Source organism: Streptomyces sp. LUP30 (assembly GCF_001746365.1).
Taxonomy (GTDB): Bacteria; Actinomycetota; Actinomycetes; order Streptomycetales; family Streptomycetaceae; genus Streptomyces.
In genome coordinates, this window is sequence record NZ_MJAJ01000013.1 from 93,366 (window position 1) to 118,299 (window position 24,934).

Below are 24,934 nucleotides of genomic sequence, written 5' to 3' on the forward strand. Positions count from 1 at the left end.
TCGTTTCACGTGAAACATCCGCATGTTTCACGTGAAACACGCAAGCTGGGCGGCAGCACGGTCACCCGCCCGGGCCTCCGAAGAAGCCCCCGTTGGTGTTGCCTCTGTTGTCGCCTTGAGTCTCGGAAGGGCTCGGTGACGGGCTCGTCTCACCCGTGCCGCCATTGCCGTTTCCGTTGCCGTTGCTCGTCCCGCCATCATTCGGGCAACCGAAGAACTTGTTGCACGTCTCAGTCGCGGACGGCGACGGCTCGACCGCAGACTTGCTCGGCGACGGGGACGGCGACGTCTCCTCCTCCTCGGTCTCGGTGGCCGACGGAGTCGGGGTCGGCGACGGTTCCGCGTTGACGACCTCACCGATGGGCTGCGGCTCCGGGAAGCCCTTCGCCGGTGTGCCCTCCAGCGCCTCGAGCATGTAGTCGTGCCAGATCTGCGCCGGGAACGAGGCACCGTGGATCTTCTTCTGGCCACCCGTTCCGAACATCTTCAGGAACGTACGGTCCTTCTTCGACTCGTCGTCGTCGTACCGGAACATGGTGACCGCCGTCGACAGCTGCGGGGTGTAGCCCACGAACCAGGCCGACTTGTTGCCGTCGGTGGTGCCGGTCTTGCCCGCCACCTCACGGCCCGGCAGCTGCGCATTGGTACCGGTGCCCTTGTCGACCACGGTCTTCAGGACGTCCGTCACGTTGTCGGCGACCTTGGCCGTGAACGCCTGGTTCGTCTGCGTCTCGTGCGTGAAGATCTGGCCCTTCTCGCTCGTGACCTTCTCCACGGAGTACGGGTCGCGCTGCTTGCCGCTCGCGGCGAAGGTGGCGTACGCGCCGGCCATCCGGATCGCGCTCGGGTCGGAGATGCCGATCGAGAACGACGGGAAGCCGCTGTTGGTCAGACTGGACGCCTTCAGGCCCGCACTGACGGCGGAGTCCTTGACCTTGTCCAGACCCACGTCCATGCCGAGCTGCACGAACGCGGAGTTCACGGACTCACGCATCGCCTCACGCAGGTCGATCTTGAAGTCGGGCGCGTCGCCCACAGAGACGTTGCCGTCGTTGGTCTGGAGCCACTCCTCGCCCTTCTCGTTCTTCCAGATCGAATGGTCGTAGTTCCTGATCTTGAGCTTGTTCTGTCCGCTGAACAGGCTCTTGGGCGAGACGATGGTGCGCTCGTCCTGCGCCTGCGAGGAGCCCAGGTCCGGATCGCGCACGCCCCAGGTCATCGCGGCGGCCAGCACGAAGGGCTTGAAGGTCGAACCGACCTGGGCACCGGTCTGGTCCGCGTTGTCGGTGAAGTGCTTGGTGGCGTCCTCACCACCGTAGATGGCCCGGATGGCACCGGTATCAGGCTCCACGGACGCTCCGCCGAACTGGACGTGCGTGTCCGTGTCCGGCCGCTGCGCCGGCTTGATGTTAACGTCCTGGACCTTCTTGACCGACGCCTGCAGCTCGTTGACCTTTTTCTTGTCGAAGGTCGTGTAGATCGAGAAGCCGCCCTGTTGCAGCGCGTCCTGGGTGACTCCGGTCTCCTTGCTGTGGGTCACGAGGTAACCGTTGGCGAGGTCGACGAGGTAGCCGACCTGGCCCTTCAGGTCGGTGTTCGACCGGGGGTTCTGCCACTTGGGGAGCTTGGTGTACTTCGCTCGGACCGAGGCGTCGAGGTGGCCGTACTCGACCATCTTGTCGAGGGTGTCCTGCATCTGGCGCAGGGCCCTCGCGCTGTTGGCCGCGGGCGTGGCGCCGACCGAGTCGACGGACGTCGCGCCGGCCGGGTCGTAGTACGTGGCGCCCTTCAGCATGGCGGCGAGGAAGGCGCACTCACCCGGGTCGAGCTTGATCGCGTCCTTGTTGAAGTAGGCGCGTGCCGCGGCCTGGATCCCGTAGGCGTTGCGCCCGTAGTACGCGGAGTTCAGGTAACCGGCCATGATCTGGTCCTTGTCGACCTCCGCGCCCACCTTTATGGACACGAAGATCTCCTTGAACTTCCGGGAGATCGTCTGCGACTGGTCGTTCAGCATGGCGTTCTTGACGTACTGCTGGGTGATCGTCGATCCGCCCTGCGTCTGTCCGCCCCGGGCCATGTTGAACACGGCGCGGGCGATGCCCTTGGGGTCGATGCCGCTGTCGTCGTAGAAGGTCTTGTTCTCCTGCGAGATCACCGCCCAGCGCATCTCCTCCGGGATCTGCGAGAGGTCGACGTTCTGCCGGTTCGTCTCACCACCGGTGGCAACCATCTGGCTGCCGTCCTTCCAGTAGTAGACGTTGTTCTGCGCCGTGGCCGTCTTGGCGATGTCCGGGATGCCCACCATGGCGTACCCGATGCCCGCCACGGCGACCAGACTGCCGACGAAGCCGACGAACAGACCGACGACGAGCTTCCACGAGGGCATCCAGCGCTGCCAGCCGTACTTGTCGGCGCGCGGGTAGTCGATCAGGCGCTTCCGGTCGGGTGCCGAGCGTCCTCTGCCCCGTCCGGGACCGGTCTGATCGCCGCGACGCGCCGCGGGGTCGACTCCTCTGCGCCGGCCGCCGCCCGGGTTTCTCTGGGACGTGCGTCGGGCGTCGGCGCGGCTGCCGGTCGGCTCCTCGCTACCGGACCCGTGGCCCAACCCGTAGTCGGCAGGAGATCCGGTGGCGCCTCGCGGTGCCGCGCGGCGGCCGGAGGACGCACCGGACTGGCCGCGTCGGGCCGCGGCACGTCCGCCTCCCTGCGGCTGCGGCGGTTTGCGACGGTGCTCGCTCATCGAACGATTACTCCTCGGGCAGGCGCATCCGTGCGCGCCTGGAAAAGGCGGCTGGTTTCCTGTCCCCCCGAAGTACGGATGCGGTCGCTTGCGCATTCACCCGTACTGCACCGAGGACCTCGACGCCCCCCGGCGTCTCATGGGTCCCGGTGGTGTGCATGGCGCACAGACTACGCACCGCCAAAACCCGCCTAGCCCCCAAGTTCACCCCAAATCAGGCAACTCGCCTACAACGAATCAGTGATGTGATCCCGTTCACCATCCCCCCTCTTGTCGCATCCGGAAGGCCGTTCTATCGTCTAGATGTATCGAGTCGATACATCAGCGCGGCATAAGCCGAGAGGAGGCAACCATGAGCCGGCGTTCCGGGATCCTTGAGTTCGCCGTCCTCGGCCTGCTGCGCGAGTCCCCCATGCACGGCTATGAGCTGCGCAAACGACTCAATACGTCGTTGGGCGTGTTCCGTGCGTTCAGCTACGGCACGCTCTACCCCTGCCTCAAGACGCTGGTCGCCAACGGCTGGTTGATCGAAGAGCCGGGGAGCACCCCTGAGGACGCCCTGGCAGCTCCACTCGCAGGGCGACGCGCCAAGATCGTCTATCGGTTGACGGCGGAGGGGAAGGAGCACTTCGAGGAGCTCCTGTCCCAGACGGGACCCGACGCGTACGAGGACGAGACCTTCGCCGCTCGTTTCGCCTTCTTCGGCCAGACGTCGCGCGATGTCCGCATGCGCGTCCTGGAGGGCCGTCGCAGCCGGCTGGAGGAGCGCCTCGAGAAGATGCGTGCCTCCCTGGTCCGGACCCGGGAGCGCCTCGACGATTACACGCTTGAGCTCCAGCGCCACGGAATGGAGTCCGTGGAGCGCGAAGTGCGCTGGCTGAACGAGCTCATCGAAAGCGAGCGGGCCGGACGGGACCTCAAGGGTTCACCGTCCGGGGGGCCCGCTCAGCAGCACAACACATCTGGATCGACGGGCGTCCTGCCCCGCCCCGGGGACACCTCCGGGACGGATTCGCCCGACGAAACCGCCACGTGAGCGCCCATTCAGGGCCTCACTCGTACACACAGGGAGCAACCGGAATGGGTTCGGTTCGCGTAGCCATCGTCGGCGTGGGCAACTGCGCGGCGTCGCTGGTGCAGGGCGTCGAGTACTACAAGGACGCCGACCCGGCGACCAAGGTCCCGGGCCTGATGCACGTGCAGTTCGGGGACTACCACGTCGGTGACGTCGAGTTCGTCGCCGCCTTCGACGTCGACGCGAAGAAGGTCGGCCTCGACCTCTCGGACGCCATCGGTGCCAGTGAGAACAACACCATCAAGATCTGCGACGTCCCGAACAAGGGCGTCACGGTCCAGCGCGGCCACACCCTCGACGGTCTCGGCAAGTACTACCGCGAGACCATCGAGGAATCCGCCGAGACGCCGGTCGACGTGGTCCAGATCCTGAAGGACAAGCAGGTCGACGTTCTCGTCTGCTACCTGCCCGTCGGTTCCGAGGACGCGGCGAAGTTCTACGCCCAGGCCGCCATCGACGCCAAGGTCGCCTTCGTCAACGCCCTCCCGGTCTTCATCGCCGGCACCAAGGAGTGGGCGGACAAGTTCACCGAGGCGGGCGTCCCGATCGTCGGCGACGACATCAAGTCCCAGGTCGGCGCCACCATCACGCACCGCGTGATGGCGAAGCTGTTCGAAGACCGCGGTGTCCGTCTCGAGCGCACCATGCAGCTCAACGTCGGCGGCAACATGGACTTCAAGAACATGCTGGAGCGCGACCGCCTCGAGTCCAAGAAGATCTCGAAGACGCAGGCCGTCACCTCGCAGATCCCCGACCGCGACATGGGCGAGAAGAACGTCCACATCGGTCCCTCGGACTACGTGGCCTGGCTGGACGACCGCAAGTGGGCGTACGTCCGCCTCGAGGGCCGCGCCTTCGGTGACGTCCCGCTGAACCTGGAGTACAAGCTCGAGGTCTGGGACTCCCCGAACTCCGCGGGTGTCATCATCGACGCCCTGCGCGCCGCGAAGATCGCCAAGGACCGCGGCATCGGCGGCCCCATCCTGTCGGCGTCGAGCTACTTCATGAAGTCCCCGCCGGTGCAGTACTTCGACGACGAGGCGTACGACAACGTCGAGAAGTTCATCCGCGGCGAGGTCGAGCGCTAACCCGACCCCGTACGGAAAATTCGCTCCTGCCAGGGCTGAGAAGGGTCCCCGGGTCCACTGACTCGGGGACCCTCCCCGTATGTGAGGCTGTGCCCATGGCCGCCCGTGATCTGCGCGTTCTGCTGCGCCTGAGGAACTTCCGGCGCCTGCTCGCCGTACGGCTGCTCTCTCAGTGCGCGGACGGCGTCTACCAGGTCGCGCTCGCCACCTACGTCGTGTTCTCACCGGAGAAGCAGACCTCGGCCGCAGCGATCGCCTCGGCCATGGCGGTCCTGCTGCTGCCCTACTCGTTGGTCGGGCCCTTCGCGGGCGTCCTGCTGGACCGCTGGCGCCGACGGCAGGTGCTCCTGCACGGCAATCTGCTGCGGGCCCTGCTGGCTTCGGTGACGGCTCTCCTGACCATCAGCCAGGTACCCGACCAGCTCTTCTACGCCTCAGCGCTCTGCGTCACCGCCGTCAACCGTTTCGTCCTCGCCGGGCTGTCGGCGGCTCTGCCGCGCGTGGTCGACGGCGAGCGGCTGGTCATGGCCAACTCCCTTTCGCCGACGGCCGGAACGCTGGCCGCGGTCGCGGGCGGTGGTCTCGCCTTCGTCGTCCGGCTGGGAGTCGCGGACACCGACGCTGCAGTGGTTCTGCTGGCATGCGCGCTGTACCTGTGTGCCGCCCTGGTGTCCCTGTCGATGGCGGTGGATCTGCTCGGCCCCGACGAAGGCCTCGGCCGGCCCCGGCTGGCAGCCGCTCTCAGAGGCACCGCCCACGGCCTTTCGGCCGGCGTACGTCACCTCGCCGAACCCCCGCGCAGAAAGGCCGCCTGGGCGCTCGGCTCGATCACACTGATGCGGTTCTGCTACGGCGCCCTGACCGTCATGGTGTTGATGCTGTGCCGGTACGCCTGGTCGTCCGACCCGGCCGACGGACTCGCCCTCCTGGGACTGGCGGTGGGCGTCTCCGGCGCCGGCTTCTTCGTCGCCGCGGTGGTGACCCCCTGGGCGGCGGGCCGGCTCGGCCCGATCCGCTGGATCGCCGTTTGTGCCGCGGTCGCCGCGGTCCTGGAGCTCGTCCTGATGCTTCCGTTCGCCCAGCTCACCACGTTCGTCGCCGCGTTCGTGCTGGGGTTGGTCACCCAGGGCGCGAAGATCTCCACCGACACGGTCATCCAGTCCTGTGTGGAGGACGGCTTCCGCGGCCGGATCTTCTCCCTCTACGACGTCCTGTTCAACGTCGCTTTCGTCGGAGCCGCAGCTGTCGCCGCCCTGATGCTGCCCCCTGACGGTCGCTCACCGGGACTGGTGGTCACGGTCGCCGTTATCTACGGAGCGGTTGCTGGCGCTATAGCCCGCTTTGCACGCCGGTGAGTGTCACATCAATGACACAGACCTCTTCCCGGCTACAAGGTTGTCAGTGGGGCCCGGTAACTTACGTGCGTCTTACTTCGCGAGTGATTTCGCGCCACGTCCAAGTTTTCTAGGGGGACTCCCAGTGTCGACTCCGCCGCCCCACGGCCAGAACCCGTTCGCGCAGCCGGGCCAGCAGCCCTACGGCCAGCCCGAGGGGCAGGCTCCGTACCCGCCGCAGGGCGGCTACCCCCAGCAGCCCGGCTACCCCCAGCAGCCCGGTCAGCCCGGCTACCCCGCCGCCCCGTACGGCGCGGTCCCCCCGGAGCAGCCCCGCCGCAAGGTCAGCTTCAAGCTGATCAAGAACATCGTCATCGTGCTCGTCGTCGCCGGTGTGGCCATCGGCGGCTACATAGCGAGCCGAGACGACGCCAAGACGGCGGCTGTCGGCGACTGCATGCACCGCGGCAACAGCGACGACAACAACCCCGACCTCGAGGTCGTCAAGTGCGACTCCTCGCAGGCGCAGTACGTCGTGCTGGCGAAGGTCAAGGGCACGTACACACAGCTCACGGCCGACAGCAAGTGCGCGGAGCAAGCCAAGGACTTCCAGTACTCGTACACCGAGAGCGGTGACGGCAGTAACTTCCTGCTCTGCCTGAAGGACCACAAGAAGTAAGACGGCTGCGAAGGGGCGGTGTTTCACGTGAAACACCGCCCCTTCGCATGTCCGTCCGCCGCAACGACGGGGTCATGTTTCACGTGAAACATGACCCCGTTTCACGTGCCTCAGCCCTGCTGAACCCACCACTCCTTGAGGGCCGCCACAGCAGCGTCGTACTCCATCGGGCCGTTCTCCAGCCGCAGTTCCAGCAGGTGCTTGTACGCCTTGCCGATGGCGGGGCCGGGGCCGACGCCCAAAATCTCCATGATCTGGTTGCCGTCCAGGTCGGGTCGGATCGCGTCCAGTTCCTCCCGCTCCTTCAGCTGGGAGATGCGCTCCTCCAGCCCGTCGTACGCCCGGGAGAGCGTGGCCGCCTTGCGCTTGTTGCGTGTCGTGCAGTCCGAACGTGTCAGCTTGTGAAGCCGTTCGAGCAGGGGCCCCGCGTCCCGTACATAACGACGCACCGCGGAGTCCGTCCACTCGCCCATGCCGTACCCATGGAAGCGCAGGTGGAGTTCGACCAGGCGGGAGACGTCCTTCACCAACTCGTTGGAGTACTTCAGAGCCGTCATCCGCTTCTTCGTCATCTTCGCGCCCACCACCTCGTGGTGGTGGAACGAGACGCGGCCGTCCTTCTCGAAGCGACGGGTGCGCGGCTTACCGATGTCGTGCAGCAGCGCAGCGAGCCGCAGGACGAGGTCGGGCCCGTCCTCCTCCAGCGCCATGGCCTGCTCGAGAACGATCAGGGTGTGCTCGTAGACGTCCTTGTGCCGGTGGTGCTCGTCACTCTCCAGTCGCAACGCGGGCAGCTCGGGCAGCACACGATCGGCGATGCCGGTGTCGACCAGCAGCGAGAGTCCCTTGCGCGGGTGCGCGGAAAGGATCAGCTTGTTCAGCTCGTCCCGCACCCGCTCGGCCGAGACGATGTCGATGCGGTCGGACATCTCCTTCATGGCCGTGACGACGTCGCTGGCGACCTCGAAGTCGAGCTGGGCGGCGAAACGGGCGGCACGCATCATGCGCAGCGGGTCGTCCGAGAAGGACTCCTCCGGGGTGCCCGGTGTGCGCAGCACCCGTGCCGCGAGGTCGTCGAGGCCGCCGTGCGGGTCGATGAACTCCTTCTCCGGAAGCGCCACGGCCATGGCGTTCACCGTGAAGTCCCGTCGCACGAGGTCCTGCTCGATGGAGTCGCCGTACGACACCTCGGGCTTGCGCGAAGTGCGGTCGTACGCCTCCGAGCGGTAGGTGGTGACCTCGATCTGGAAGCATCGGTCGACGTCTCCGACGCGGGCTTCCTTCTGGACGCCGACGGTGCCGAAGGCGATCCCGACCTCCCACACGGAGTCCGCCCACGGTCGCACGATCTTCAGGACGTCCTCGGGCCGGGCGTCCGTGGTGAAGTCCAGGTCATTGCCGAGCCGACCGAGCAGCGCGTCCCGGACCGAGCCGCCGACCAGGGCGAGGGAGAAGCCCGCCTCCTGGAAGCGGCGTGCGAGGTCGTCGGCGACAGGGGCGACCCGCAGCAGTTCACTCACCGCGCGGTGCTGCACCTGACTCAGGACACTGAGATTGTCTTCGTTGGCGTTCGGCACAACAAAAGAGGGTACGTGGCCGCGCGGGCCGGGGCCGCCCGGTTTAGCGACGGTAGGACAGGTCAGCCGATAGGGAGGCAAGAAGGGCCCTCGACCGCCTTATCGCCGCTTCTTCTTATATCGACGCATAGCGGACGAGCCGACCGCCTTCCACGATCTTGTGGAGCAGTCCGCGGCACTTCCCCTCAGCGCGCATCGTTACGATGCCTGGACGCACATTCCGACGACCACTGACGACGACGAGGGACGGGCGAACGCGTGGCCGAGGCGGCAGACTTCCCGGGGATGACTCCCTCACCTGCCCGCCGGTGGCTGCGGCGCACCGGCGTACTGCTCGCCGGTGTGCCCCTGCTGGCCGGTCTTCTCCAGCTGCCCTCCGCCTCCGCGCAGGCGGCCGGCCAGGGCGGCGTCAAGGAGACCTCCGACGCGGGCACGGTGGCCGTGGCCGTCGACTCGCTCAGCCCCAGCGCCCCCACGGACGGGGACACCCTGACCGTCTCGGGCACGGTCACCAACAACGGCAGGCAGGCCGTCACGGGCGCCCACGTGGACCTGCGGGTCGGTGACGCGCTCGCCACCCGCTCGGCGATCGAGAGAGCCGCCAAACAGGCGGATGCCCTCCCCGCGGACGACGGCGTCCCGGTCGGCGGCAAGTACACCGCCAGGTTCGCCAAGCTCACGCCCGGTGTGGCCCAGCACTTCAGCATCTCCGTCCCGGTCGACAAGCTCGACCTCGGCAAGAACGGGGTCTATCCGCTCGGAGTCGCGCTGTCCGGCCAGACGTCCGCGCAGCAGTGGGACCAGGTCCTGGGCGTGCAGCGGACCTTCCTCCCGTGGCAGGCCGACGAGGCGGACACCCGCACGCCGACGACCGTGCTGTGGCCGCTGATGTCCACCGTCCACATGACGGCGGAGACGGGCTCGAACGCGCAGCAGACGCCGGTCTTCCTCAACGAGGACCTGGCCAAGGAGATCGCCCCCGGCGGCCGCCTGGACCAGATGCTGACCCTGGGCAAACAGCTCGACGTCACCTGGGTGATCGACCCGGACCTGCTGGCGTCCGTCGACGCCATGACCGGCAGCTACCGCGTCCGGGGCGACGGCGACACCACGACGGCCGGCACCCAGCAGGCGGTCGCCAAGCAGTGGCTCGACGAGCTGCAGACCGCGGTCACGGGCAAGGAGGTCGTCGCGCTGSCCTTCGCCGACCCCGACCTGGCCTCGCTCGCGCACAACGGCACCGGTGTCGCCGGCTCCCTGAGCCAGCTCAAGGAAGCCACCGACGTAGCCGCCACCACGGTGGAGACGGTGCTCCACGTGACCCCGGACACGGACTTCGCCTGGCCGGTGGAGGGCGCCGTCGACCCGTCGATCGTCAAGGTCGCCACCTCCGCGGGCGCCGACAAGGTCATCGCGCGCAGCGACAGCCTCGCCGAGACCGGCGACCTCTCGTACACGCCGTCCGCGGCTCGCCCCATCGGCGGCGGCACCACCGCGGTGGTCGCGGACTCGCTGCTGTCCATGATGTTCGAGGGCGATCTCACGCGGGCCTCCGCGTCCACGCTCGCCGTGCAGCAGTTCCTCGCACAGAGCCTCGAGCTGAATCTGCAGACGGACAAGCAGCGCAGCATCGTCGTCGCCCCACAGCGCATCCCGACCGCGAGCCAGGCCCGGGCGCTCGCGGAGGCCGTCACACAGCTTCAGGGTGGCACCTGGTCGCAGCCCCAGCAGCTCGCGGCGGCGGCCAAGGCCAAGCCCGACCCTGCCGCCAGCACGAAGGTGCCGTCCAGGTCGGCGTACCCGGCCTCGCTCCGTAAGCGGGAGCTGCCCCGGTCGGCCTTCGAGGAGACCGCGGACACCCAGGACAAGCTCGACAACTTCAAGGTGATCCTCGCCAACGAGGCGAGGGTCGTGACCCCCTTCGGGCGGGCCATAAACCGTGAGATGTCCACGTCCTGGCGAGGGCACGGCGCCGCGGCGAGCGCGTTCCGCCAGAGCGTGCGGACATACCTGGACACACTGACGGGACAGGTCAAGCTGATCGACAAGTCGGAGACCAAACTCTCCGGACGCAGCGCCACTATCCCGGTGACCGTGCAGAACAACCTGGTGCAGGGCGTCGGCCACCTGGTCCTGCGGCTCACCTCGACGAACCAGACGCGTCTGGAGATCTCCGGCGAGCCCTACGCCGAGCAGCAGATCACGGTCTCCGGCGGCCATACGACGACGGTGAAGTTCAGCACATCCGCCAAGGTCAACGGTCAGACGACAGTGATCGCCCAGCTGTACACCGAGGACGGGCAGGAGTACGGGGCGCCCGTGACCTTCGACGTGAAGGTCACCGAGATCACGGCGACGGTGATGCTGGTCATCGGCGGTGGCGTCCTGCTCCTGGTGCTGGCCGGCTTCCGCATGTACACCCAGCGCAAGCGGGCGGCCGCCCGCCAGGCCGAGGAAGCCGAGGAAGCCGACGAGGATGGCCCCGACGAGGGCGACCGGCCCGCGGACGACCCGCAGAGCCCTGCGGGGCCCCCGGACCATCACAGTGAAGAGTCCGGCGCATCAGCCGGGGCAGACGACCCGGAGCAGCCGAGTGACGAGAGTCAGGACACCGAAGCGGCAAGCGCAGACCCGTCCGGCACGGGTGAGAGAGTGGACCGTTGAGGATGTCGTGGCCGGTGGGCCCGGGACGATGAGGTGGGGTAAGCCATGAACGCGCCGTACGACGGTGACCGCGGCCGGGCCGCGGGCGGCTCGGGGCGCCCCGAGGGCCCGCCGCCCGAGCAGGGCCAGGTGCCGCCGCAGCACCCCGCGGACATGTACCTCCAGGACGCCTACGACCAGGACCCGTACCGGTCCCAGGACCTCACCGCGCAGGATCCGGTCGCCGAGGCGCTCTACGACCGTGCCGCGCACCCTCCGCCGCCCCCTGGCGCCCATGAGCCGCAGCAGCCTCTGTACGGCCCGCCCCCGCAGTCCCCGTACGCGCCCGATCCCCATGTGTGGGCCCAGACCCCGGCGCCCGAGCCGGAGGGCCCCACGCAGTACCTCCCGTACGGCGACGACCCTCGAACCACCCAGTTCGTGGGCGTGGACGACCTGGTCACGCACTCCGGGGAGCAGCAGCACCAGCCGGACGCCTTCGCCCACCTCTTCCGGGACCAGCAGCAGAGCGGCTACCAGCAGCAGGCCGGCTATCAGCAACAGAGCGACGCCCGGCCGGCGGCGGAGCCCCCCGCCGTGCCCGGGCCGGCCCAGCCTCCGGGCGGACAGGCAGCAGCACAGCCGTACCAGGCTCCGGTGGCCGCGACGCCCGCGGTCGACCAGACCATGAACCTCACCGCGACTCCCGACCCGACGCCGGCCCCGGCCACCGTGGACACCGCCTCCGCCCCCAAGAAGGGCGGTCGCGCGTCCGGACTGCTGAAGTCCAGCGCCGTCATGGCCGCGGGCACGCTGGTCTCCCGCCTCACCGGCTTCGTCCGCTCCGCGCTGATCGTCTCCGCCCTGGGCGTCGGCCTGCTCGGCGACACCTTCCAGGTCGCCTATCAGCTACCGACGATGATCTACATCCTGACCGTCGGCGGCGGACTCAACTCCGTCTTCGTACCGCAGCTCGTGCGCGCCATGAAGGAGGACGAGGACGGCGGCGAGGCCTTCGCCAACCGGCTGCTCACCCTGGTCATGGTGGCACTCGGCCTGCTCACGGTCGCCGCGATCGCCGCGGCCCCCGTCCTGATCCGCCTGCTGTCCGACTCGGTCGCCAGCGATCCCGCGGCCAACCAGGTCGGCATCACCTTCGTCCGCTACTTCCTGCCCTCGATCTTCTTCATGGGCGTCCACGTGGTGATGGGTCAGGTCCTCAACGCGCGCGGCAAGTTCGGCGCGATGATGTGGACGCCCGTCCTCAACAACATCGTCATCATCGTGACGCTGGGCATGTTCATCTGGGTCTACGGCACGTCCGCCGACTCCGGAATGAAGGTCACGACCATCCCGCCCCAGGGCGAGCGGCTCCTCGGCGTCGGGGTCCTGCTCGGTCTGGTCGTGCAGGCTCTCGCGATGATCCCGTACCTGCGCGAGACCGGGTTCCGGCTCCGGCTGCGCTTCGACTGGAGGGGTCACGGTCTCGGCAAGGCGGCGACGCTGGCCAAGTGGACCGTCCTGTTCGTCCTCGCCAACCAGGCCGGCGCGCTCGTCGTGACCCAGCTGTCCACGTCGGCCGGCAAGGCATCGCCGGTCGACGGGACGGGCTTCGCCGCCTACGCCAACGCCCAACTGATCTGGGGTCTGCCGCAGGCCATCATCACCGTCTCCCTGATGGCCGCCCTGCTGCCCCGCATCTCGCGCTCGGCCGCCGAGAGCGACACCGGCGCGGTCCGCGACGACATCTCGCAGGGCCTGCGCACCACGGCCGTGGCGATCGTGCCGATCGCCTTCGGCTTCCTCGCCCTCGGCATCCCGATGTGCACGCTGATCTTCGGTTCCTCGGGCACCAGCGAGGCCACGAACATGGGCTTCATGCTGATGGCCTTCGGCCTCGGCCTGATCCCCTACTCCGTGCAGTACGTCGTCCTGCGCGCCTTCTACGCCTACGAAGACACCCGCACCCCCTTCTACAACACCGTCATCGTGGCCACGGTCAACGCGACCGCCTCGGCGGTCTGCTACTTCGTTCTGCCCGCCCGCTGGGCGGTGGTCGGCATGGCGGCCTCCTACGGTCTGGCGTACACGATCGGCGTCGGCGTCGCCTGGAACCGGCTGCGCAAGCGGCTCGACGGCGACCTCGACGGCTCCCACGTCCTGCGGACCTACGCCCGTCTGTGCATCGCCTCCGTGCCCGCCGCACTGATCGGCGGCGCGGCCTGCTACGGCATCGGGCACAGCCTGGGCCAGGGCGTCCTCGGTTCGTTCGCCGCACTGCTGGCCGGCGGGGCGCTTCTGCTCGGCGTCTTCTTCGTCGCCGCCCGAAGAATGCGCATCGAGGAGCTCAACTCACTGGTCGGCATGGTCCGCGGCCGTCTGGGGCGCTAGAGACCGCCGGACGGATCAGGTCCGGGGAAAGGAGCGCCGCCTGTTGAACGAAGGTGAGCGAGGGGCAGTCGCACAACCATCGTTCGCCGCCGCGTGTCGTGCATAGCGGCGGACTGTGGGCACAATTGGGTTCGGCGTCGGCCGGCGCGCACGAGGTCGCACGGCGCGCACTGAATGGGGAGGCAGGAACGACGGTGGCAGAACGGAGCACAGCGGCCGTCGACGTGGCAGACACCAGCGGTGATGAACCGCTGACCGCACAAGCGGACCAGTCCACGGCCGACGGGGCGGTCAAGAACCGGGAGCAGGACACGGACAGCGACGAGGCACAGGGGAGTGGCGGGGCGGAACGTCCCGGGAAGGCCTCACCGCCGGAACTGCACAGCGGCCACAAGCTCGCCAGACGCTACCGCCTCGAAGAGTGCGTCACCCGTCTGGACGGTTTCAGCAGTTGGCGTGCCGTCGACGAGAAACTCCGTCGTGCCGTGGGCGTCCATGTCCTGCCCGCGGACCACGCCCGGGCCCGTTCGGTGCTGGCCGCCGCGCGCTCCTCGGCGCTGCTCGGAGATCCCCGCTTCGTCCAGGTACTGGACGCCGTCGAGGAGAACGACCTCGTCTACGTCGTCCACGAGTGGCTGCCCGACGCCACCGAGCTGACCACGTTGCTCGCGGCCGGCCCACTGGAGCCGCACGACGCCTATCAGATGGCCAGTCAGATCGCCTCCGCGATGGCCGCGGCCCACCGGGAGGGCCTGGCGCATCTGCGGCTCAACCCCAACGCCGTGCTGCGCACCTCCTCGGGACAGTGGCGCATCCGCGGCCTCGCCGTGAATGCCGCCCTGCGCGGCATCAGTACCGAGACCCCGCAGCGCACCGACACCGAGGCGATCGGCGCACTGCTGTACGCGGCGCTCACCCAGCGCTGGCCGTACGAGAACGACGCCTACGGCCTGTCCGGGCTGCCGAAGGACGTCGGACTGATCGCCCCCGACCAGGTGCGCGCGGGCGTCCATCGGGGTCTGTCGGAGCTGTCCATGCGCGCGCTGGTCAACGACGGCGCGACCGCCTCCCGTCACGAGGCCGCCTGCACCACGCCGGAAGAGCTGGTGAAGGCGATCGGTGAGATGCCGCGCATCCGGCCGCCGGAGCCCGCGTTCACCGCACCCCCGGAGTATCAGCGCACGACGTACCAGCAGGGCACCTATGGCCGACCGGCGACGCATCCCGGTGTCACCCAGCAGGTCACGGTCCCGCCGCCCCCGTTGCAGAGCCGTACCGGAAAGGCACTGAAGTGGGCGGTCTCCGCCCTCCTCATCGCCGCCCTCGGTCTGGGCAGCTGGCAGCTCGCGGACGCCCTGATGGACCGGGGCAACTCCGACGACACGAACCGGACTCAGACGACGGACGAGGGCGACAAGAACAACGCCGCCCCCAAGCCGGTCAAACCGCTGAAGATCCAGGACGCGGCCGAGTACGTGGTGAGCGGCGACGCCCAGCACCCCGGAGACGTCGGTGAGACCTACGACCGCGACAGCTCGACCTACTGGCGGACGTCGAGCTTCATCGACGGTCCGAACCTCGCGCCCTACAAGCCGGGCGTGGGCATCGTCTACGACCTCGGCTCGGCGCGGGAGATCTCCCAGGCGACCATAGGGCTCTACTACCGCGGTGATCACACGACCGTGAACCTCTACGCCGCGGACTCCCTGAATCCGTCACCGAGCGCCCTGAAGTCGATGAAGAAGATCGGCACACTCACCACGACCGGAACCACCGCAACCGTGAAGGCGTCCAAGGCGGTCAAGACACGGTACGTGCTCGTGTGGCTCACGGCCCTGCCGTACGCTGCCGGCGACCAGTACAGCGACGGCGGCCACAAGCAGGGCATCACCGACGTGAGGTTCACGGGTTGACGTCCCACCGAAGGGGGAGGGGGTCCGATGGCGGAAGGCTCCGGATACGACGGAGTGAGCGACCAGGACCTCCTCACCCGCCATGTCGAGGGCGACTCCGACGCCTTCGGTGAGCTCGTGCGGCGTCACCGCGACCGGCTGTGGGCGGTGGCCCTGCGCACGCTGGGAGACCGCGAGGAAGCCGCTGACGCCGTCCAGGACGCCCTGGTGTCCGCCTACCGGGCCGCCCACACCTTCCGCGGCCAGTCCGCCGTCACGACCTGGCTGCACCGCATCACCGTGAACGCCTGTCTGGACCGTGCGCGCAAAGCGGCCTCCCGCAAGACCTCTCCGGTCGATGACACCGAGCGCCTGGAGCAACTGCTCGACCCCCACGAGTCGGCATCCGCTCCGGCGGAACGCAACGACGTGCACCGCCAGCTCCTCGAAGCGCTCGGCACGCTCCCGCCCGATCAACGGGCCGCCCTCGTCCTCGTGGACATGCAGGGCTACCCGGTCGCCGAGGCCGCCCGCGTGCTCGACGTGCCGACCGGGACGGTGAAGAGCCGCTGCGCCCGGGGCAGAGCCAGACTCCTGCCCTTGCTCACCCACCTGCGGCCCGAAGGCTCCGGCGACCGGAGAGAAAGCGGTCCAGGACGGAACCGGGCGCAGGGGACATCCGTCCCACCGGCAGCGGACCTTCGGGACGAGGGGCCGGACAACACCGGGACAGGCGATTCAGCTGCTGTGAAGGGCGGAGGTGGGCGAACGTGACATCGACGAGGGACACGACCGGGCACCCGGACGTCACGGAGATCTCCGACTTCACCGAGGGCCTGCTCACCCCCGCCCGAAGCGCCGACGTACGTCGCCATCTGGACGACTGCGAAATCTGCGCAGACGTCCTCGCCTCGCTGGAGGAGATCCGCGGCCTGCTGGGCGACCTCCCCGCCCCACCGCACATGCCGGACGACGTCGCCCATCGCATCGAGGCCGCGCTGGCGGCCGAGGCTCTGCTGAACGCCACGGCACCGGACACCGAACCCGACCATGAGACGGCTGGCGAAGTCGCAGCTGACGCCGAGGGGACCGCTGACGCGGACGCGTTCCCTGTTTCACGTGAAACACCCACGCCGGCGGACCGCCCCTCGGGGCATCCCCGCGCCACCACCACCGGCCCGGGTCGCAAGGACCGTCAGACCCGCAGGCGGGGCAACCGCCGCAAGGTCGCCGTCCTCGGCGCGGTCTTCACCGCTGCGGCGCTGGGGCTCGGCTCCGTCCTGGTGTCGTCCCTCACGGGCGGCGGGAACCCGGGCAGCGCGACCCATCAGTCCGCGGCGCCCGACACCTTCTCGGCGGGCAAGCTGGAAACCCAGGTCACCGATCTTCTGGCCAAAGCCGGCGGCTCCCGCCCCCCGTCCAGCATGGGCATCCAGGGCGAACCCGAGAGTCAGACGCCGAAGATCCTGCGGCAGCCCACCGTTCCCTCCTGTGTGCAGAAGGGCATCGGACGCGACGAGGGAGCTCTCGCCACCGAGGTGGGCACATACAAGGGGACGGACGCCGTCCTCGTCGTACTGCCCGACGCCACGGACAGCACGCGGGTCGACGCCTACATCATGGACACGGCCTGTGTGAATCATCCGTCGTCGGGCCCGGCCAGGGTCTTGCTGACGACCTCTTACGTCCGCCGCTGACGAAGCGACGCTTCAACCCGTTCCCACGCCGGTACCCCCTTGGCGTCCCGCACGGCGTCCTCCCTTCGTGTGCCCGGACACAGCGGGAATGTACGCCCCTTAGGATCCGTTGGGTGGGGTGAGAGTCCAGAGAGGCTCCCCCGGTCGACCGATGCTGTCCAGAGACGAGGAAACAAGCCGTGAGCGACGTCCGTAACGTGATCATCATCGGCTCCGGGCCCGCCGGCTACACCGCGGCCCTCTACACCGCGCGCGCCTCGCTGAAGCCGCTGGTGTTCGAAGGTGCCGTAACCGCGGGCGGCGCACTGATGAACACCACCGAGGTGGAGAACTTCCCCGGTTTCCAGGACGGCATCATGGGCCCCGAGCTCATGGACAACATGCGCGCCCAGGCCGAGCGCTTCGGTGCGGAGCTGATCCCCGACGACATCGTCTCCGTCGACCTCACGGGTGAGATCAAGACCGTCACGGACACCGCCGGCACGGTCCACCGCGCCAAGGCCGTCATCGTGACCACCGGCTCCCAGCACCGCAAGCTCGGTCTGCCGAACGAGGACGCTCTCTCGGGCCGCGGTGTCTCCTGGTGTGCCACATGTGACGGGTTCTTCTTCAAGGACCAGGACATCGCCGTCATCGGCGGCGGCGACACCGCGATGGAGGAGGCCACCTTCCTCTCCCGGTTCGCCAAGTCCGTGACGATCGTCCACCGCCGGGACACCCTGCGCGCCTCCAAGGCGATGCAGGAGCGCGCCTTCGCCGACCCGAAGATCAAGTTCATCTGGGACAGCGAGGTCGCCGAGATCCAGGGCGACCCGAAGCTGGCCGGGCTGAAGCTGCGCAACCTCAAGACCGGTGAGCTCTCGGACCTGCCGGTGACCGGCCTGTTCATCGCGATCGGCCACGACCCGCGCACCGAGCTCTTCAAGGGGCAGCTCGACCTCGACGAGGAGGGCTACCTGAAGGTCGCCGCGCCCTCCACTCGGACGAACGTGACCGGTGTCTTCGCCGCGGGTGACGTCGTGGACCACACCTACCGCCAGGCGATCACCGCGGCCGGCACCGGCTGCTCCTCCGCTCTCGACGCCGAGCGCTACCTCGCCGCGCTGGGGGACGAGGAGCAGGCCGAGCCCGAGAAGACTTCCGTCTGATCCCCTCCCGCCCCACGCACAAGAATTAAGGAGCCCCCTGTGGCCGGCACCCTGAAGAATGTGACCGACGCCGACTTCGAAGAGGTCGTCCTCAAGAGCGACAAGCCTGTCCTGGTGGACTTCTGGGCCGAGTGGTGCGGCCCGTGCCGTCAGATCGCGCCCTCCCTCGAGGCCATCGCCGCCGAGCACGGCGAGAAGATCGAGATCGTCAAGCTCAACATCGACGAGAACCCGAGCACGGCCGCCAAGTACGGCGTCATGTCGATCCCGACCCTGAACGTGTACCAGGGCGGCGAGGTCGCCAAGACCATCGTCGGCGCCAAGCCGAAGGCCGCGCTCGTCCGCGACCTGGAGACCTTCATCTCCGAGTGACGCACCAAGCCGTCACGCCGACGGTCGATGTTTCACGTGAAACACGAAGGGCCGGTCCCCACGGACCGGCCCTTCGCTGTGTCGGGGTCTTCTAGAGCGGACGCAACACAGGCTCCTTCTGGACTGCTCCCAGCAACCGGTCGAGCGCCATCTCCACGTCTTCCTTCCACGAGAGTGTGCTCCTGAGCTCCAGCCTCAGCCGAGGGTGGGCGGGATGAGGACGGACCGTCTTGAAGCCCACCGCCAGCAAGTGATCGGCCGGGAGCAGACAGGCCGGTTCCTTCCAGCGGGTGTCGCCGAACGCCTCGATGGCTTTGAAGCCCCGCCTCAGCAGATCCTTGGCGACCGTCTGGACCATCACACGGCCCAGCCCCTGCCCCTGGTAGCCCGGCATGATGAACGCCGTCATGAGCTGCACCGCGTCCGGTGACACCGGGCTGGTGGGGAACGCCGTGGAGCGGGGCACATAGGCGGGAGGCGCGTACAGAACATGACCCACGGGAACGTCGTCCACATAGACGACACGTCCGCACGACCCCCAGTCCAGCAGGACCGCGGAGATCCATGCCTCCTTCTCCAGAGCGGTCCTTCCCGCTTTCAGCGCGGCTTCGCCGCTGACGGGATCCAGCTCCCAGAAGACACACGCGCGACAGCGCTGGGGAAGGTCCTGAAGGTTGTCCAGCGTGAGCGGTACGAGCCGACGCCCCATGAAGGCTGTTCCTCGCTTCCTTCGCCCGCTCCACCGCGAGCTGCCGTCAGAGCGCTCCGTTCCCTGAGCAGACTGCCGACGAACCCGCCGACCGCGCCCAGTCCCAGTCCGGCGCTCACCAGTCCGGTCCGGCTCATCGTTCGCATGGCCCCCGCCTCCCGCTCCGAGGTACTGCCAGGTGGATGCGTCAAAGCCTTATCGCATGGTATCCACCATGCGATTCCCCCGACAGCGCCTGCAAGCAAAGAGCGAGCCGTGTCCGGTACCCACCGGACGACGGCTCGCTCTGTACGGCTCACGGACGACACGGTCGCTGCCGAGCCTGGGCTCAGCCTTCCTCGTCCTCGGTGTCGTCGTCCGCCAGGCCCTTCGGCAGGACGGGACCCTCGCCGGGAGCAAGGGTGCCAAGGATGCGCTCAAGGTCCTCCATCGAGGCGAACTCGACGGTGATCTTGCCCTTCTTCTGACCGAGGTCGACCTTCACCCGCGTTTCGAAGCGGTCCGAAAGCCGCGTCGCGAGGTCGGTCAACGCCGGGGAGACCCGGCCGCCGGCGCGCGGCCCCTTGGCCCGCTGAGCCGCCTGCGGACGCGACCCCATGAGGGTCACGATCTCCTCGACGGCCCGCACCGAGAGCCCCTCGGCCACGATGCGGTGGGCCAGGCGGTCCTGCTCCTCCGAGTCGTCCACGGAGAGCAGCGCTCGTGCGTGACCGGCGGAGAGCACCCCGGCGGCAACCCGGCGCTGGACCGCCGGCGAGAGCTTCAGCAGACGCAGTGTGTTGGAGACCTGCGGACGGGATCGACCGATGCGGTCCGCCAGCTGGTCGTGCGTGCAGTTGAAGTCCTTCAGCAACTGGTCGTAGGCGGCTGCCTCTTCCAGCGGGTTGAGCTGGGCCCGGTGGAGGTTCTCCAGAAGTGCGTCCAGGAGGAGCTTCTCGTCGTCCGTGGCTCGCACGATCGCCGGGATCGCCTCCAGGCCCGCCTTGCGACAGGCGCGCCAACGCCGCTCACCCATGATGAGTTCGTAGCGTGCGGTGTCGGTCTGGCGCACCACGACCGGCTGCAGAAGCCCGACCTCCTTGATGGAGGTGATCAGCTCGTGCAGTGCGTCGTCGTCGAAGACCTCACGCGGCTGGCGCGGGTTCGGCGTGATCTGGTCGAGGGGGATCTCCGCGAAGTGGGCGCCGATGGGCGGCGCCGGCATTTCCAAGAGGTCGCTTCCCGGCAGTTCCTCTGTTTCACGTGAAACAGGCGGCGGCAGCGTGGCGACCTTCGCGGCGGCCACCCCTCGCTCCGCCGTCAGGACCGGCACGGCGGCGGGTGACGTGGACCCCCCGCCTCCGACCGCGGCCTGCGCCGGCGTCTTCTCCGTCGGGGCAGCAGGGATCAGCGCCCCAAGACCTCGGCCCAACCCCCTTCGTCGCTCGCTCACTGGATCCCCTCCACCATGTTCGGGTTGTTCTGGGCGCCGATGTGGGCGTGCGTCGCGTCATAGCTGACGCCGACGCCCTTCAGCGCAAGTTCTCGTGCAGCCTCAAGGTAGGAGAGGGCACCGCTCGATCCCGGATCGTAGGTCAGCACCGTCTGCCCGTAGCTCGGCGCCTCGGAGATACGGACCGAGCGGGGAATGCTCGTCCGCAACACCTCTTCACCGAAGTGGGTGCGCACCTCCTCCGCGACCTGCGACGCGAGCCGCGTCCGGCCGTCGTACATGGTGAGCAGGATGGTCGACACATGCAGCTCGGGGTTGAGGTGCCCCCGCACCAGGTCGACGTTGCGCAGCAACTGCCCCAGGCCTTCCAGCGCGTAGTACTCGCACTGGATCGGGATGAGGACCTCGGCGCCGGCCACCAGAGCGTTGACCGTCAGCAGGCCGAGCGACGGCGGGCAGTCGATGAGGATGTAGTCCAGCGGCTGTTCGTACGCCTGGATCGCTCGCTGCAAGCGGCTCTCTCGTGCCACCAGGGACACCAGCTCGATCTCCGCACCGGCGAGATCGATGGTGGCGGGAGCGCAGAAGAGGCCTTCCACATCGGGTACGGGCTGGACGACTTCGGCCAGGGGACGGCTGTCGACCAACACGTCGTAGATGGATGGCACCTCGGCGTGGTGATCGATTCCCAGGGCGGTGGACGCGTTGCCCTGGGGGTCGAGGTCGACCACCAGGACACGGCCGCCGTGCAGGGCCAGAGACGCGGCGAGGTTGACCGTCGTCGTCGTCTTGCCCACCCCGCCCTTCTGGTTGGCGACCACAATCACACGAGTGTGCTCGGGACGTGGCAGGCCCTCGCCGGCGCGGCCGAGTGCCTCCACCGCGAGTTGGGCAGCACGACCGATCGGAGTGTCGTCCATCGGGGGCGGTGTTTCACGTGAAACATCCTCCCCAAATGACGACTCGGTACGGGGACCGGGGACCGGATCGGTCATCGGTCCCGCGATGTTGGCGTCGGACCGCAAGGATTCACTCTCCTCGACTTCAGGCTCGCTATGAACAGAGCCTCCCATGTCTTCGGGGTGGTGAACCAGTGAGGCCTGTCGTTCTGTGGAGAAATCCACCTCTGTGGACAACTCCCGTCCCTCATCGAGTGAACCGAGAGGCTTGCGGTCGCGCGGTTCGGCAGCGGCGCGGCCGCGGCTGATGATGCCGTGGAGCAGGGAGCGACGTTTCACGTGAAACACGATGCACGGCGGCCAGGTCACCGGCTGCGCGACACCCCGGTATGCGCACGTTTGGCTTCTTGGATGGGATATGCCCGCCTGCTCGTCTCGCGCAGCGGTGCCATCCCGACCGCAGGCTTCCTGGCGACCTGCATTCCACGCTGATCCGCCGGAAAGCCGACCGGACCGCCGGAAAGCCGACCGGAGGTAGCGCAGCGATCAGGTGTCCGGCGCGGCGTGCGGTGCCACGCCGGGCAGCCGACCGGATCAGCGGCGTCGCCGGGTCCGGCCCGTCCGCGCCGCCTTGGCGCGCTTGGCCGCAAAGCGCACACCACCCGGACTCTCCCCGACCTCGACCCGCACCACCGTGGACAGAGGATCGACGACGCCCTCCCCGACGTGGAGGATCGAGGTCCCTACAGCGCCGAGCTTGCTCAGCGCCGTGGTAGCGCTCTTCAGCTCCTCCTCGGCGGTGTCGCCCTTGAGAGCGAGCATCTCCCCGTAGGGGCGCAGCAGCGGGATGCCCCACGTGGCCAGGCGGTCCAAGGGCGCCACGGCACGGGCGGTCACCACATGGACCGGTGGAATCTTGCCCATGACCTCTTCCGCGCGACCGCGCGCGACGGTCACATGGTCCAGGCCGAGAAGCTCCACGACCTCGGTGAGGAAGTTGGTGCGTCGCAGCAGCGGCTCCAACAGGGTGATCTTGAGGTCTTCCCGTACGAGCGCCAGGGGGATGCCGGGCAGACCGGCGCCCGAACCGACGTCGCACACGGTCACACCCTCGGGCACGACCTCGGAGAGCACCGCGCAGTTCAGGATGTGCCTCTCCCACAGGCGGGGCACCTCCCGCGGGCCGATGAGCCCACGCTGCACGCCTGCCTCGGCCAAAAGCTCGGCGTAGCGGACCGCATCGCCGTAGCGATCGCCGAACACCTCGCGAGCTACTTCAGGCGCGGGGGGGAGTTCCGCTGCCTCCGTCACGGGGACCGTCCTTCCGTACCGCATCGGCGCTGCTTCGAGCGCCGACCACCAGAACTACCAGGCTGACAAAGACCGGCCCCGTCTGCGCAACAGACGGGGCCGGGGACGCGTGTGTAACGAATCAGTTGGGCAGCACGACGACGAAGCGCTGCGGCTCCTCGCCCTCGGACTCGCTGCGCAGGCCGGCCGACTTCACGGCGTCGTGGACGACCTTGCGCTCGAAGGGCGTCATCGGCTTGAGCCGCACCGGCTCACCGCTGTTCTTCGCGTCGGCCGCTGCCTTCGCGCCCAGCTCGGAGAGCTCGGCGCGCTTGCCGGCCCGGTAGCCCGCGATGTCCAGCATCAGCCGACTGCGATCGCCGGTCTCCCGGTGCACGGCGAGACGCGTGAGCTCCTGCAACGCCTCCAGCACCTCACCGTCACGACCGACCAGCTTCTGCAGGTCACGGGTGCCCGCGTCACTGATGATCGACACAGCGGCGCGGTCGGCCTCGACGTCCATGTCGATGTCGCCGTCGAGGTCGGCGATGTCCAGCAGACCCTCGAGGTAGTCCGCCGCGATCTCGCCCTCCTGCTCGAGGCGGGTCAGGGTGTCTGCACCCTCGGCGGCAGCGGAGGTGGTGCCTTCCGTCACGGGATGGGCTCCTTCTACTTCTTGGACGGCTACTTCTTGGACGGTGACTTGGGACGCTGCGGGCCGCCCTTGCGCTGCCCGGACTGCGCCTTGCTGCGGCCCGCGGAACCGGGCTTGGCGGCAGGCTGGGTCCTGGCGGCGTCACCGGATCCGGAGGGCTTGTCGTCCTCCGGGTCCTCGGACTTGATCAGCGAGGTGGCCTCACCGGCCGCCTTCGGCGTCGCCGACTGGCGCTGGGACTTCGACTGCCGCTTGGGCTGCTGGCGCTTCGCGGCGGCCGCGCTCGTCGGCGTTCCGTCCTCGGCATGGGTCTCGGCCTGAGCCTCGCCCTTGGCCACGACACCGTCGGCCTGGGCCACGAAGCCGGCCTTGCTCAGGGCGTTGATGAACTTGCGCTCGGCCTCGTTGCGGTCACGGCCCTTGGCCACGATGGCCTTGACGATCGCCTTCTCGCTGCGCCGACGCGTCCCGCCGTGGTGCGTGACGTGCTTGTGCAGACGCTCCAGGTAGGCGGCCTGAGCCTTGGAACCCGGCGTCGGGTTGTTGCGGATCACGTACATCTGCTGGCCCATGGTCCACACGTTGGTGGTCAGCCAGTAGACGAGGACACCCACCGGGAAGTTGATGCCGAAGACCGCGAACATGACCGGGAAGACGTACATCAGCATCTTCTGCTGCTGCATGAACGGCGTCTTGACGGAGGTGTCGACGTTCTTCGTCATCAGCTGGCGCTGCGTGAAGAACTGCGAGGCCGACATCAGGACGATCATGATCGCGGTGACCACACGGACGTCCGTCAGCGAGGCGCCCAGCGCCTCCACCTTCGCCGAGCCGTCGGTGAACTTCGCCGCCAGCGGAGCGCCGAAGATGTGCGCCTTACGCGCGCTCTCCAGCAGCTGCTCGTTGATGACGCCGATCTTGTCGCCCGTCGCGATGCCGTTGAGCACGTGGTACAGAGCGAAGAAGAACGGGGACTGCGCCAGGATGGGAAGGCACGAGGAGAGCGGGTTGGTACCCGTCTCCTTGTACAGCTTCATCATCTCTTCGGACTGGCGCTGTTTGTCGTTCTTGTAGCGCTCCTGGATCTTCTTCATCTCGGGCTGCAGCGTCTGCATGGCCCGGGTCGACTTGATCTGCTTCACGAAGAGCGGGATCAGGCAGATACGGATCAGGATCACCAGGGACACGATCGACAGGCCCCAGGCCCACCCGGTGTCAGGGCCGAAGATCGACCCGTACACCTTGTGGAACTGGACGATGACCCAGGAGACAGGTGTCGTGATGAAGCTGAAGAGGCTGGCAATCGTGTCCAC

At 68.2% G+C, this 24,934-nt stretch carries 19 protein-coding genes; 11 read left to right on the forward strand and 8 right to left on the reverse strand.

Annotated elements, in window-relative coordinates:
- Positions 1–61: 61 nt before the first annotated feature.
- Positions 62–2,740: a transglycosylase domain-containing protein gene (locus tag BG482_RS13775; RefSeq protein ID WP_176741369.1), complete on the reverse strand. Its 2,679-nt coding sequence runs from the start codon at positions 2,738–2,740 to the stop codon at positions 62–64.
- Between the two features lie 352 nt (positions 2,741–3,092).
- On the opposite strand from BG482_RS13775, the gene BG482_RS13780 reads away from it, so the two are divergent.
- The 4 genes from BG482_RS13780 to BG482_RS13795 all read left to right on the forward strand — a co-directional run bounded on the left by BG482_RS13780 (position 3,093) and on the right by BG482_RS13795 (position 6,916).
- Entirely contained in the window at positions 3,093–3,776 is a 684-nt protein-coding gene (locus BG482_RS13780; RefSeq protein ID WP_069769288.1) for a PadR family transcriptional regulator, read from the forward strand.
- Between the two features lie 44 nt (positions 3,777–3,820).
- Entirely contained in the window at positions 3,821–4,903 is a 1,083-nt protein-coding gene (locus BG482_RS13785) for an inositol-3-phosphate synthase (RefSeq protein ID WP_069769289.1), read from the forward strand.
- Between the two features lie 95 nt (positions 4,904–4,998).
- Positions 4,999–6,258, forward strand: coding sequence for an MFS transporter (locus tag BG482_RS13790; protein ID WP_069769290.1), 1,260 nt, complete (start codon positions 4,999–5,001; stop codon positions 6,256–6,258).
- A 124-nt stretch (positions 6,259–6,382) separates the two neighbouring features.
- Positions 6,383–6,916 carry a hypothetical protein gene (locus BG482_RS13795; RefSeq protein WP_069769291.1) on the forward strand — a complete coding sequence of 178 codons (534 nt, stop codon included), beginning with the start codon at positions 6,383–6,385 and terminating at the stop codon, positions 6,914–6,916.
- Between the two features lie 110 nt (positions 6,917–7,026).
- Here BG482_RS13795 and BG482_RS13800 read toward each other — a convergent pair whose 3' ends face one another.
- Entirely contained in the window at positions 7,027–8,493 is a 1,467-nt protein-coding gene (locus BG482_RS13800; protein WP_069769292.1) for a CCA tRNA nucleotidyltransferase, read from the reverse strand.
- Positions 8,494–8,751: 258 nt separating this feature from the next.
- Here BG482_RS13800 and BG482_RS13805 point away from each other — a divergent pair, with 258 nt between their 5' ends.
- The 7 genes from BG482_RS13805 to trxA all read left to right on the forward strand — a co-directional run bounded on the left by BG482_RS13805 (position 8,752) and on the right by trxA (position 18,636).
- On the forward strand, positions 8,752–11,157 hold the full coding sequence (locus tag BG482_RS13805; protein ID WP_069769293.1) for a DUF6049 family protein: 2,406 nt from the start codon (positions 8,752–8,754) through the stop codon (positions 11,155–11,157).
- A 45-nt stretch (positions 11,158–11,202) separates the two neighbouring features.
- Positions 11,203–13,527 carry a murein biosynthesis integral membrane protein MurJ gene (gene murJ / locus BG482_RS13810; RefSeq protein WP_069769294.1) on the forward strand — a complete coding sequence of 775 codons (2,325 nt, stop codon included), beginning with the start codon at positions 11,203–11,205 and terminating at the stop codon, positions 13,525–13,527.
- Positions 13,528–13,721: 194 nt separating this feature from the next.
- Entirely contained in the window at positions 13,722–15,440 is a 1,719-nt protein-coding gene (locus BG482_RS13815; RefSeq protein WP_069769295.1) for a protein kinase family protein, read from the forward strand.
- A 27-nt stretch (positions 15,441–15,467) separates the two neighbouring features.
- A complete protein-coding gene (gene sigM / locus BG482_RS13820) occupies positions 15,468–16,193 on the forward strand; it encodes an RNA polymerase sigma factor SigM (protein ID WP_069769296.1) in 726 nt (241 codons plus the stop codon).
- On the forward strand, positions 16,190–17,116 hold the full coding sequence (locus BG482_RS13825) for an anti-sigma factor (RefSeq protein WP_069769297.1): 927 nt from the start codon (positions 16,190–16,192) through the stop codon (positions 17,114–17,116). Before sigM ends, BG482_RS13825 begins: the two co-directional genes overlap by 4 nt.
- Positions 17,117–17,295: 179 nt before the next feature.
- Positions 17,296–18,264 (forward strand): thioredoxin-disulfide reductase, encoded by a 969-nt coding sequence (trxB, locus tag BG482_RS13830; RefSeq protein WP_069769298.1) that lies wholly within the window; start codon positions 17,296–17,298, stop codon positions 18,262–18,264.
- A gap of 39 nt (positions 18,265–18,303) precedes the next feature.
- Positions 18,304–18,636 (forward strand): thioredoxin, encoded by a 333-nt coding sequence (trxA, locus tag BG482_RS13835; protein WP_069769299.1) that lies wholly within the window; start codon positions 18,304–18,306, stop codon positions 18,634–18,636.
- Between the two features lie 91 nt (positions 18,637–18,727).
- On the opposite strand, the gene BG482_RS13840 is transcribed toward trxA, so the two are convergent.
- From BG482_RS13840 to yidC, 6 genes are all read right to left on the reverse strand, one after another.
- Positions 18,728–19,345, reverse strand: coding sequence for a GNAT family N-acetyltransferase (locus BG482_RS13840; RefSeq protein WP_069769300.1), 618 nt, complete (start codon positions 19,343–19,345; stop codon positions 18,728–18,730).
- 328 nt (positions 19,346–19,673) lie between these two features.
- Positions 19,674–20,777 (reverse strand): ParB/RepB/Spo0J family partition protein, encoded by a 1,104-nt coding sequence (locus BG482_RS13845; protein WP_069769301.1) that lies wholly within the window; start codon positions 20,775–20,777, stop codon positions 19,674–19,676.
- Complete coding sequence (locus tag BG482_RS13850; protein ID WP_079141790.1) at positions 20,774–21,850, reverse strand: ParA family protein; 1,077 nt, start codon at positions 21,848–21,850, stop codon at positions 20,774–20,776. The genes BG482_RS13845 and BG482_RS13850 overlap by 4 nt, the downstream gene beginning before the upstream one ends.
- A gap of 420 nt (positions 21,851–22,270) precedes the next feature.
- Complete coding sequence (rsmG, locus tag BG482_RS13855; RefSeq protein WP_069769303.1) at positions 22,271–22,987, reverse strand: 16S rRNA (guanine(527)-N(7))-methyltransferase RsmG; 717 nt, start codon at positions 22,985–22,987, stop codon at positions 22,271–22,273.
- Positions 22,988–23,108: 121 nt separating this feature from the next.
- A complete protein-coding gene (locus BG482_RS13860) occupies positions 23,109–23,621 on the reverse strand; it encodes a R3H domain-containing nucleic acid-binding protein (protein ID WP_069769304.1) in 513 nt (170 codons plus the stop codon).
- A 29-nt stretch (positions 23,622–23,650) separates the two neighbouring features.
- Positions 23,651–24,934, reverse strand: a complete 1,284-nt coding sequence (yidC, locus tag BG482_RS13865) for a membrane protein insertase YidC (RefSeq protein WP_069769305.1) — start codon at positions 24,932–24,934, stop codon at positions 23,651–23,653.

What these genes read in the sequence shown, in the direction of transcription:
- BG482_RS13775 (WP_176741369.1), bottom strand. Translation starts at nt 2,740, where the DNA reads ATGAGCGAGCACCGTCGCAAACCGCCGCAGCCGCAGGGAGGCGGACGT.
- BG482_RS13780 (WP_069769288.1), top strand. Translation starts at nt 3,093, where the DNA reads ATGAGCCGGCGTTCCGGGATCCTTGAGTTCGCCGTCCTCGGCCTGCTG.
- BG482_RS13785 (WP_069769289.1), top strand. Translation starts at nt 3,821, where the DNA reads ATGGGTTCGGTTCGCGTAGCCATCGTCGGCGTGGGCAACTGCGCGGCG.
- BG482_RS13790 (WP_069769290.1), top strand. Translation starts at nt 4,999, where the DNA reads ATGGCCGCCCGTGATCTGCGCGTTCTGCTGCGCCTGAGGAACTTCCGG.
- murJ (WP_069769294.1), top strand. Translation starts at nt 11,203, where the DNA reads ATGAACGCGCCGTACGACGGTGACCGCGGCCGGGCCGCGGGCGGCTCG.
- sigM (WP_069769296.1), top strand. Translation starts at nt 15,468, where the DNA reads ATGGCGGAAGGCTCCGGATACGACGGAGTGAGCGACCAGGACCTCCTC.
- BG482_RS13840 (WP_069769300.1), bottom strand. Translation starts at nt 19,345, where the DNA reads ATGGGGCGTCGGCTCGTACCGCTCACGCTGGACAACCTTCAGGACCTT.
- BG482_RS13850 (WP_079141790.1), bottom strand. Translation starts at nt 21,850, where the DNA reads ATGGGAGGCTCTGTTCATAGCGAGCCTGAAGTCGAGGAGAGTGAATCC.